Here is a 10,599-nt window from a genome sequence, read left to right as displayed (position 1 = left end):
GTGCACTTGCGAAGGAGATGGGCTATGAAGGGATTGAGCTCGCCACTCATGCGCACTTTGATGTTCAGAAGGCACTTCATGAACCCGGATATATTAAGGATGTGAAAAATACACTTGATACGTATGGGCTGCAGTGTCAAGCAATCAGTGCACATCTGACCGGTCAGTGTGTGTGTGATGTCTGGGATGAACGGCTTGATGGATTTGCCCCCTCCCATCTTGCAGGGAATCCTGAAGGGATTCGTTCCTGGGCAATTGAGGAGATGAAGGATACAGCTCGCGCTGCAAAGGCTCTAGGCGTGTCAGTGGTGAATGGCTTTACTGGATCACCCATCTGGGCTCGGTGGTATTCTTATCCACAGACCAGCAACGAAATGATTGAGAAGGGGTATGAGAAGGTCTACGATCTTTGGACACCAATTTTTGATGTATTTGATGAGTGTGGTGTTCGGTTCGCGCTGGAAGTTCATCCCACCGAGATTGCTTTCGACTGGTACACCACCGAACGTCTCTTTGAACTCTTTGGATGGAGAGAGACCCTGGGACTGAATTTCGACCCCAGTCACTTGCTCTGGCAGGGAGTGGATGAAGTAGGGTTCGTGCGGGATTTTGCAAAACGTATTTATCATGTACATATGAAGGATGTGAAGATAAATCACAGAAATCCACGTGGGGGGATTCTTGGTTCCTTTCTTCCCTTTGGAGACACCCGAAGAAGCTGGGATTTTGTGTCAGTAGGTCATGGAGATGTAGATTTTGATGGAATAATTCGGGAGTTGAACATTGCAGGATATTCTGGTCCGCTCTCCGTTGAGTGGGAAGATTCTGGTATGGACCGGGTATTTGGTGCAACAGAGAGTTGTGCCTACGTGAAAAACATTAACTTCAGTGCTTCTTCTGTCGCCTTTGATGCAGCATTGAAAACAGAATAATCTGATTTTATGCAAATTTTCTGCATATAAATAGACGAAATGTATATGAAGTAGTACAATGGCCCAAATCGGACTCTTCTGAGCCCTCTTTGATTGAAGGAAGCAAGTATGGAAAAGAAGAACATTGATTGGGCCAGTCTCGGATTCACGTATATCGAGACAGACAAACGGTATGTTTCCCGTTTTAAGGATGGGAAATGGGACGATGGAGCAATGGTGGATGATGCCAATGTAAGCATCAGTGAGTCTGCAGGTGTGCTGCAGTATTCGCAAACCTGCTTTGAGGGTTTGAAAGCATATACCACTGTAGATGGTCGAGTTGTCACCTTCCGTCCTGACCTCAATGCCGAGCGTATGTATGAGACGGCTGAGCGTCTTCTCATGCCTCCCTTCCCAATAGAGCGGTTCATCGATGCCCTCGACCAGTTGGTCAAGGCAAACCTTGCCTATGTGCCACCCTATGGTACGGGTGCCACCCTCTACGTCAGACCATTTTTGTTTGGTAGTGGTCCTGTTATTGGGGTTGCTCCGGCTCCTGAATATACCTTCAGGATATTCAGTACTCCAGTCGGTCCCTATTTCAAGGGTGGGGTGAGGCCATTGAGATTGCAGGTGAGCAGTTATGATCGTGCTGCACCGAGAGGTACGGGACATATTAAGGCAGGATTGAACTATGCCATGAGTCTGTATCCCGGTTATACCGCGAAAAAGAATGGGTTTGATGAGAACATGTATCTTGATGCGGCAACCCATACGTTCATTGAAGAGACTGGTGGGGCAAACTTCATCTTCATTACCAAGGATAACAAGGTGGTAACTCCCAAGAGTGATACCATTCTTCCTTCTATCACCAGAAGATCACTTATGCATGTAGCAAAAGAGTATCTACACTTGGAGACAGAAGAGCGTGAGGTACCGCTGAGTGAGCTTTCTGAGTTCGTGGAAGGAGGTTTATGCGGTACTGCTGCTGTTATCTCTCCCATTGGATCCGTTACCACAGAAAGTGGGGTTATCACGATGCCAAGCGGGATGGAGAAGATGGGACCGATCACGCAGAAACTCTATGATACCCTTACCGGTATACAGATGGGGAGAATAGAAGCACCAGAAGGGTGGATCCATACCATCGCCTGAGAATAGAAAATAAAAACATCACTTTTTATGGCAATCCGGATTCCCTTCGGGTTGCCTCATTTAATAGATTGAACATTTCTAATTCATAAATCCTAACTATATTAGTATTTGTCTGGGATTAGATACTTGTGTATCCTCCATGTAGTGGTAGTATTGAAATATAGACAGATAGTAATATTTGTCAAAAACTAGATGGAGGAACAGTATGAAAAAGAGCATTTGGGTAGTAGTTATAACCATTGTTTTCCTGTGTTTGCCGGATGTGATGAAACCACGGGTGGTTCGGGCTCTTCCTCTGAGGATGAGGCTCTTGCAACACTAATTTTCGAGTCCATGATGACCTTTAATTATGGACTTTTCGAAGAGTATGATCCAGAGACGGATGCTGAGGATACTACAATCAGTTTCACTTATGCACCTCCTGATGGCTATGATGCACAATTTGCTACACTCTTTACAGAACCTCCTCAATTTGTAGGGGAAGGTGCTACTGTTAATGGGACGCTCTCCCTTACCGGAATAACACTTGGTGCTTTCCTGGATGGAGATGAATCGGGCGAACCAGCCCCAGATACTGAAATCACTATTTCTCAAGATATGACCATAACAGGACCAGACCTTGAAGTTAGTCCTACCACCATAGAAATCTATATGGCAGGACAAGCCGACGCAGAAGCTCCCACTACATTCCGTCTGGAAGTAAACAATACCGTATATACCGATATGACTTTGTTCGGTGATTACTTCTACGAGTAGGGATAATTGAAAAGCTACTTTTTACTTGCGTAGATGATATAATTTAATTGGGATACTCTCAGAGAGCCTGTTTACCTCATGAACAGGCTGTTGTACATTGATACTAGTATCCCCCGGAGGGCTGTATTCGATGCGCAAGATTCTACTGTTGATCCTATTCTTATGTTCCATTTTCTCCTCTGTCTTTGCTTACCAACAGATAGAGACCCAACATACCAGAATTATATTCGAGGAAGATGACCAGATATTTGCTCAGGAGGTTGCCTCCTTTGCAGATGAAGTGTATGAAAACCTTGCCTCATATCTGGACTATGAGAGTGATGGAAAAGTACCTGTGGTCATGTCAGGGAAGACCGCTTGGGCAAATGGATATTATGCACCTTTTCCAGCCTCCATCTATCTGTACATTACCAGCCCGGACAATCGGTTCATCGGAAGCAGAACTGCAAGTTGGTTGAGGAGTCTCTACACCCATGAGCTGACGCACTATCTCCATTTGAATGCAAACGTGGGGCCAGCAAAGGTCCTAGGTTTTCTTGGTCCTGGTGTGAATGCCTTCAGTACGGTATTTATGCCGGGTTGGTGGATCGAAGGGATCACGACACATACCGAGACAGCATTTGCAGAGGGGGGGAGGGGGGACTCGCTCCCCTTTGAGCTCTCTTACCAAGTACCACTACAAGAAGAGGCCATGTGGAGCCTGGCTCAGGGTGCTTACAACGGTCCGTTTGCCCCGTCTGGCCGTATCTATGTCACTGGCTACCTGATGGTGGACTATCTGATCAAAACCTATGGCGTTGAAGCCTTCAACACCATCAATGAGAGATTTGCAGCCTTTCCGTTCCTGGGACTCTCTCCTGCATTCCGAAAGGTAACAGGATATTCAGCAAAAGAGCTATTCACCTTTGCCTTGGAAGAGAGAGGCAAACCGTATAAAGCCATCGAGGGTGAGATGGTCAGTATACGCGGTCAAGGAAACTCCTATCTTCCTTATGAAACAAGCCTTGGACTGGTTGGCTACCGTGAAAGTCCCTACGATGGTTCTGCCCTCTATCGCTATGAGGAAGGAAAAGAACCAGAGCGTCTCTTCTCGCTCCCAATCTCTGGGCGATCATCAATTGCACTCTCCGATACAGTTGCCTTGCTCTCTGTTGATTCCGTTGACCCTACAGATCCCTCCAGCCTCTCCCTTGCCCAGGTGAGCTACAGCGATCTCTATCTATTGGACTTGGAAAACCGCACATCTAAACGCCTGACTGAGAACCAGCGCCTGGTTCATCCTTCTCTCAGTGGAGATGGCAATCGGGCAGTAGCCTCCCGGATTTCTGGCTCCTTCTACGAGCTGGTTGAAATCGACTTGGAAGAGAAATCGGTCGAGCTCTTGTACAGGGAGGAACGAACAAGTCTGCTTGAGCCTTCCTTGAATACTGATGGCTCATTGCTTGTCTTCCTTGCATTGCAGGAGGGAAACTCCTCTATCAAGCTATTGGACCGGCAAGGTAAGGTTCAGACACTTGTTGGACCTACGAAAAGTGAACTGCGCTCTCCCCTGTTTGATGAGGACGGGTCCATCCTCTTTGTGGGAGAGCAGGATGGTAAGTTCAGCGTCTACCGCTATGACAGAGAAGGAGAAGAGACCATTAAGCTCTTCAGTGACCCTGCAGGTACCATTGCGGCGCGGATCAACGGGGACACCCTCATCTATGAGACCTATACTCCAGAGGGTTATGTCCTGAAATCAGTAGGGATCGACCGTATGGAGTATTCCCCTGTTACTTTTCCTGAAGCAAAGATGGAGACTGGTACGTTTGAAATTGCACGTGAGTATCCTATCTCCAGCTATCGGGACAATCTGAGACTCAACCTTGTGCTTCCATTCCCCTTCATTGAAGCGAACAGCATCCAACCAGGCCTCTGGTTTCACGCTACCAGCAATCTCAGGAAACAGAGCCTGATCGGAAGTGTTGGATACTCCTTTACAGGGATGCGTCCGGTCTCCAATGTGGTCTACCAGTACGCTGGAGGCAACTATTCCCTCCAGCTTACCGGTGATCTCAATACCTATGATATCGACTCAGCAACATACCTTACAAATGCCTCAGTGACCGTAGGCCTTCCTGTGTATTATCATTCTGGCTTCAATACAATCAAAAGGATTTCTCTCCAACCATCTCTCTCTGTATCTACGAATTATTCTGACTGGGCAGGAGCAGCAACCCTAACCATTGGCGGGTCCTCAGTTTCAAGGGATTACCGTACCATCGACTTCTATGGACCGAGCATGAGTGAAGTGGCTGCTGGAATCCAGGTTCTGACAAATGGAGATTTCTCATCGCAGTGGTATGCGGCCTATTCAAGCATCATGCGTCAACAGAGACTGTTCGGGGGCCGTCATATGGCACGGGTATCTCTCTCTGGTATTACCAGCTCGCAGGGAGTAGGGAGTGCATATCCGCTCTTCTCCTTCCGTCCGCTGGGGGATGGGGATGTCAAGATTCGGCTTTCAGCTTCCTACCTGCTTCCGCTGGGTCTGCTCGATATTCCTTTCCTCTACGGAGGGATTACCAAGGCTGGATTGGAACTATCGGCTAAGACTGCATGGTACCTGGACGATGGGGCAGTACAGTGGGAAGATGCTTGGGCAGTGGGGGCAACCCTGAGTGGCAATTTCGTGATGGGAGGACCCTCTTTTGCCTTCCAGCCGTTTGTTCGATTTGCCTATCTCTTTGGACCTGATGATTGGGCCATCACCATTGGTATGAACGGCCAGGGAATCCTTGAATTCCTACCTACTCCCGATCATGCTCCACATCTATGACGATGCCTGTCATGAGGAGCCAGGGGCCGGTGTGCTCAGTGAAATAGGGATTTACTGTAGAAACCTCATCAGTGCCAAAAATATATTGGAGAGTCGAGGTGAAACGTAGGCGATAGTTCTGCCGTTCAATAACCAAGCCAGGAATACCCAATCCCTTTAGGCCTACCTCGATGGCAATCGTGGGATGTAGTGATTCAACAATCGTAGTGGTGAAGTCCTGCTGCAAATTGAAACGCTGTATACCTGCAAGCAGTTTTCCATAGGGCTCAAAGCGAGGGTGAAGTGGGATACTCCAGGAATAGCCGAGCATCCAGGAGCCAACGTTGAGCCGGTCATCCTGGTCATCCATGTTATTGAACATGGGGCCATTCTTGTGGCGTATCTCGAAACTTACATCCTTGTGGGAGAAGGCGAAAAGCCTATTCTGTTGGCCATTGAGGTCGTAAAGAAAACCTGTGGAGAAAATGAAATCAGCAGAACGGAATTGTTTCTTCCTCCACAAGGAGACTACATCAAAGCTGAAACCGCCGAAAGAGCGCCCTGTTTCCAAGTATGAGATGAACTGGGTATGTAGCAGCCCACCATCATAGTGGTAGGAGAGAAAGGTTCCTTGGTAACGTTCGACCATCTCCTGCTGAACAGTACAGGAGTGGTTGGTACTTCTCTGGAGATATCCCAAACGCACAGAGATAATGGAGTCAAACTGCAACCGAATATTACCGCTGTATGTTTGTTCCCAGGTATGTGCATAATCCAGGTCGAATTCTACGGATGCTCTCATATCTCCAATGCTTGTTCCTAGCGTGGCCCTGCCTCCAATTGATGGATGCAAGGAGATTTCATTCGTAGTGTAGGTTAGGTTGAGGAGGTCTCGGTCTATTAGGCTATGGAGATAATTCTGTGCCTCATTGAAGCCTAGGTTGCCAGAGGCAACCAGACCTGCTCTTGGTGTAAAGGTGAACAGTTTGCTCTGTAGAGGATACGAAGCCATAAGTGAGATGACATCATAGCGTTGCATGGTATCGAGACGGTCAGTGTAGCCACCCGTGGCAAGGTTCAGGGTAAAGGAGGATGGGAGTACCGCTTCTACCGTGGAGCCATAGGACAGTCCATCATCATGGTTATGACCGATTCCCATCGTATACCAGTCATTGTTGGTTCCTATCGTAAGAGACTCTATATTCGCTGATACAGAAGATGAACTGAGCAGCAGGATGAACCATAGAGCTACCAGCTTCCTAGAGTTTTTCCGCAAGTTCCAACCACCTTTGTTCTGCCAAGTCGAGTTTCTCTCTCAGATCATGGTACGTTTCAGTTCTCTCTGCAAGGGTTCCTTCCTCAGTGGGTTCAGCATGCGAGAAGCTTGCTTCCAAGGTATCAATACGCTCAGAGAGTATACTCATTTTCTCCTCAAGTGCCTCAAACTCCTGCCTCTCCCGGTAGGAGAGTCCTTTCTGCTCTGACCTCCTTGGCGCCTTCTGCACCGGTACCTCCGGCACCTCTTTCTGTTTTGATGGAATGCTTTGTGCTTGCTCTCTCCACTGGCTGTAACGCTGTGCCTCATAGCGCACTGTGCCTCCTTCCTCGAGCACAAAGAGTTCGTCACAGGTAAGGTCCAGGAATGCTCGGTCGTGGGAGACGATGAGTACACATCCCTCAAAATCCTGAATGTACTGTTCGAGATTCTCCATGGTGGGGAGGTCAAGGTCGTTGGTCGGTTCATCGAGCATCAGGAAATTTGGATTGGAAAGAAGGCGGGAGACCAGGTAGAGTCTTCTCTTTTCTCCTCCGGATAAGGTCGCGATCGTGCTTCTATGCATGGATGTGGGGAACCCAAAGAGCTCCAGGAACTTGGCAGCACTTACAACCTCTGAGGGACCAAGGACCACCTGAGTTGCAATTTCTTCCACATACTCCAGAATAGTTTTCTCGCTTTCAAGGTTTCTACCTGTCTGGTCGTAGTAAGCGAACATGGTATTTACCCCAATATCAAGTGAGCCACTGTCACTGGGGAGGTGAGCGCAAAGCAGATCCAGTAGGGTGGTTTTACCGCTGCCATTTGGACCCACTACTCCAATTTTCTTTCCTTTGGTAAAGGAGAATGAGAAATCAGAGATGATGGTATCTTCTCCAAAAGCCTTGCTGAGATGTTTGGCTTCAAGAATCTTCTTTCCCAATCTTCTGCTTGCTGACTGAAAGGATTTTTGTGCCTGGTCTCCAACCATGGCTTGGTTTGCGAGCATTGCCTCGATGCGGTCCTTTCTGCCGCTATCCTTTCCTGTTCGGGCCTTTGGCCCACGCCTAAGCCAGGCAAGTTCCCTCCTGAGGATGGTACTCAGTCTATCCTGTTCTTTTTGCAATCTCTCGATGCGCTGTTCTCGCCGTGCGAGGTAATCGGCGAAGGAACCAGGGTGGAGATACATCTGTCCCCCATCCAACTCAAGAATTGTTCTACAGACAGTATCGAGAAAATACCGGTCATGAGTTACCAGTATAATGGTGGCAGGACTTGCTTTCAGGTAGGACTCCATCCATTCAATGGTTTCTATGTCGAGGTGGTTGGTCGGCTCATCGAGAAGCAACATGGTAGGGCGGGATGCGAGCACCCTTGCTATAGCCACCTTTTTCTGCATGCCCCCAGAGAGCGTGGCCATAGGGGAATCCAAGAGATCATACAGCCCTAGCTCTCCAAGAAGGGAGGTATAGTCACTCTGGAGGTTCCATACATCATGGCTTTCCATCAACTCACTCTGCCTGATCAGGTTTGCTTCATCCTCTGGATGTGCAAGGGCATGTTGATACGCGTTCCAGGTGGCAATCCTTATCCCGCTTCCTTGCAGGAGATAAGAAGAGACTGTTTCTATTTCCCTGAATTGTACTCCCTGTTCCAACATGACCAGGTCAGTGCCGTTTTTCATCGCGATGGTTCCGCTGTCTGGTACAACCTGTCCTGCGAGTATCTTGAGAAAGGTTGATTTACCTTCCCCGTTTCGACCGATCAGGGCAACATGGTCCCCCTCTTCCAGTCCAAAACTGACATCTTGAAACAGTGGTTCGTCTTTGAGGGTCTTTGAGACCGATTCCAATGAGAGTACATTCATATTCTGAGCGTAGCGAAAAGCGGATACCTAGGCAAGATGCTTCAAGCAGCAAGAAACAATACTGCAACCCCTGCGATGGAGAGGAATGTGCCCCCAAGGCTGGGCAAAGAAAGCTTCTTATGAAGGATAAAGCGGTCAAAGGGGAGAAGGAGTATAGGGGTTATCTGGGTAATCGTGGTAACAATTCCTACCGGCGCCAAGGTGAATGCCTTCATCTGTGTAGTCATACCCAAGACAGGCCCAGCGAGTGCGGCAAAAAGCAGGATAAAGAAGAGACGAGGTTTTTTCAGGAGTGCCAGGTGACGTTTTCCATTTTTCTTGAAAAAGAAATTGTAGATGATGAAGATGGAGAGTCCCCCGATGTTGCGTAGAAGGTTTGTTGCAACAGGACCAGTCTCGTCCATTGCGAATTTAGCCATGAGAAAGGAGACGGATTGCAGAACTGAGGCAAGGATAGCGAAGATCAGGCCAGTGGAGCGGTCCTTCTGTTCCTGCTGGGCAAGTACTGGCTTTCGGTCGAGCAGGACCATCAGCAATACCCCCAGTATGGTGGTAAGAATGCCCAGCACCTGGATACCGTTCAACCGTTCTGCGAACAGAAAAAAACCAAAGATGGCGGTAACCACCGGAGAGAGCGTCATGATTACCATCGATTCCCTGCTGCCCAGCAGTATATAGGCTTGGAAAAGCAACTTATCAGTAACGAAGTAACCTATTGCTCCGCTGGCAAGGATGAAGAAGTAGGTCTGTGGAGAGAGGTGGAGGGGGAACCACATCCCTTCCATAAGATAGGTCAGGAGGATGATGGCAGGGAGGGCAAGCCACATGCGGATATGCGCTACTGCATCAGAACCGACCTGCTTTCCCAGATGGCGATAAATGATGGAATTCTGAGCCCAACAAGCAGCAGTGACGAGGGCAAGCAACTGCCCGAGTAGAAGATTGCTATCCATGATGCAGTACAGTATCACGTCCTGGAATTCTGTACAATTGACGGAAGGATAACCAACGGCTAGAATGTGGCATAATCAAGAGGAGTTTCTCATGTTGCACGGATTCCCCCCCATCGAAAGCCCTCGAAGTACCGTGCTCATCCTGGGCACTGGCCCCAGTGTCAGGTCTGCCATGAAACAACAGTACTATGGTCATGAAAGGAATGCTTTCTGGCCAATCATGCGAGATCTGCTTGGGGGAGATATTGACCTGTACGAGCAGAAGTGGGATTTGTTGCTCTCGCATGATATTGCCCTATGGGATGTGCTTTCAGCCTTCCAGCGGAAAGGATCTGCGGATTCTGCCTATACAGAGGTAATCCCCAATGATTTCCAACAATTTTTCCAGGAACATCCTGCAATCGAGAGGGTACTGTTCAACGGTAAGAAGGCACAGGAGTTTTATAACAGTCTTGTCGGGATTTTCCCTGAATCCTGTTGTTTTCTCAGCATGCCGTCCACCAGTCCCGCATACACGCTCAGCTACGAGGAGAAACGTGAGCGATGGGCTGAAGGGCTAAAGATACTACCTGTTTCTTGATAGTAAGTACAATTATCTCCTGATAAGTAGTAACAGTTCTCTTTCTCTTTGGTTCTCCCTATGCTAGGATTTTACATGACTTGAAGGGAGCAATGATGCGACTACAGCGAAAGACCGTAACGAGGATAGTTCGGTATATTCTGTTGTTTGTAATGCCGGTGGTACTTTTTATCCTATTCTTGTTGAGAGGATATGAGACATCGTTACGCGACCAAGTCAAGCTACGTCTTCAGGCAGAGCAAGAACGTGGTATCTCGGTTATCGCAAACCAGGTAGAGAATGCCTTTAGTCAGTTTGTCTCCGATCTCTTGGTCGTCCATAATTC

At 48.2% G+C, this 10,599-nt stretch carries 9 protein-coding genes; 6 read left to right on the top strand and 3 right to left on the bottom strand.

The window, feature by feature from the left end; genetic code table 11:
- From JF818_RS08130 to JF818_RS08115, 4 genes are all read left to right on the top strand, one after another.
- A partial coding sequence (locus JF818_RS08130; RefSeq protein ID WP_198891522.1) for a sugar phosphate isomerase/epimerase occupies positions 1-932 on the top strand: 932 nt, incomplete at its 5' end.
- A 108-nt stretch (positions 933-1,040) separates the two neighbouring features.
- Positions 1,041-2,066, top strand: coding sequence for a branched-chain amino acid aminotransferase (locus JF818_RS08125; RefSeq protein WP_198891521.1), 1,026 nt, complete (start codon positions 1,041-1,043; stop codon positions 2,064-2,066).
- Between the two features lie 192 nt (positions 2,067-2,258).
- Positions 2,259-2,822, top strand: a complete 564-nt coding sequence (locus JF818_RS08120) for a hypothetical protein (protein WP_198891520.1) — start codon at positions 2,259-2,261, stop codon at positions 2,820-2,822.
- A gap of 130 nt (positions 2,823-2,952) precedes the next feature.
- On the top strand, positions 2,953-5,640 hold the full coding sequence (locus JF818_RS08115; RefSeq protein ID WP_198891519.1) for a hypothetical protein: 2,688 nt from the start codon (positions 2,953-2,955) through the stop codon (positions 5,638-5,640).
- On the opposite strand, the gene JF818_RS08110 is transcribed toward JF818_RS08115, so the two are convergent.
- Genes JF818_RS08110 through JF818_RS08100 form a run of 3 tightly spaced genes read right to left on the bottom strand, consistent with a single transcriptional unit; the run spans position 5,612 to position 9,694 of the window.
- Complete coding sequence (locus tag JF818_RS08110) at positions 5,612-6,895, bottom strand: hypothetical protein (protein ID WP_198891518.1); 1,284 nt, start codon at positions 6,893-6,895, stop codon at positions 5,612-5,614. The genes JF818_RS08115 and JF818_RS08110 overlap by 29 nt on opposite strands.
- Positions 6,879-8,741, bottom strand: coding sequence for an ABC-F family ATP-binding cassette domain-containing protein (locus tag JF818_RS08105; RefSeq protein WP_198891517.1), 1,863 nt, complete (start codon positions 8,739-8,741; stop codon positions 6,879-6,881). The genes JF818_RS08110 and JF818_RS08105 overlap by 17 nt, the downstream gene beginning before the upstream one ends.
- Before the next feature lie 41 nt (positions 8,742-8,782).
- Entirely contained in the window at positions 8,783-9,694 is a 912-nt protein-coding gene (locus JF818_RS08100; RefSeq protein ID WP_198891516.1) for a DMT family transporter, read from the bottom strand.
- A 91-nt stretch (positions 9,695-9,785) separates the two neighbouring features.
- Here JF818_RS08100 and JF818_RS08095 point away from each other — a divergent pair, with 91 nt between their 5' ends.
- Together JF818_RS08095 and JF818_RS08090 are read left to right on the top strand one after the other, a co-directional pair.
- Positions 9,786-10,274: a DNA-deoxyinosine glycosylase gene (locus JF818_RS08095; protein ID WP_198891515.1), complete on the top strand. Its 489-nt coding sequence runs from the start codon at positions 9,786-9,788 to the stop codon at positions 10,272-10,274.
- Positions 10,275-10,366: 92 nt separating this feature from the next.
- A partial coding sequence (locus JF818_RS08090; protein WP_198891514.1) for a hypothetical protein occupies positions 10,367-10,599 on the top strand: 233 nt, incomplete at its 3' end.

Origin of the sequence: Sphaerochaeta sp. S2 (assembly GCF_016406725.1) — a bacterium.
In the GTDB taxonomy this organism is placed as follows: Bacteria; Spirochaetota; Spirochaetia; order Sphaerochaetales; family Sphaerochaetaceae; genus Sphaerochaeta.
Note: the sequence above shows the minus strand (reverse complement) of the source record. Positions and strands in the feature narration are given on the sequence as shown.

What these genes read in the sequence shown, in the direction of transcription:
- JF818_RS08125 (WP_198891521.1), top strand. Translation starts at nt 1,041, where the DNA reads ATGGAAAAGAAGAACATTGATTGGGCCAGTCTCGGATTCACGTATATC.
- JF818_RS08120 (WP_198891520.1), top strand. Translation starts at nt 2,259, where the DNA reads ATGGAGGAACAGTATGAAAAAGAGCATTTGGGTAGTAGTTATAACCAT.
- JF818_RS08115 (WP_198891519.1), top strand. Translation starts at nt 2,953, where the DNA reads ATGCGCAAGATTCTACTGTTGATCCTATTCTTATGTTCCATTTTCTCC.
- JF818_RS08105 (WP_198891517.1), bottom strand. Translation starts at nt 8,741, where the DNA reads ATGAATGTACTCTCATTGGAATCGGTCTCAAAGACCCTCAAAGACGAA.
- JF818_RS08100 (WP_198891516.1), bottom strand. Translation starts at nt 9,694, where the DNA reads ATGGATAGCAATCTTCTACTCGGGCAGTTGCTTGCCCTCGTCACTGCT.
- JF818_RS08095 (WP_198891515.1), top strand. Translation starts at nt 9,786, where the DNA reads ATGTTGCACGGATTCCCCCCCATCGAAAGCCCTCGAAGTACCGTGCTC.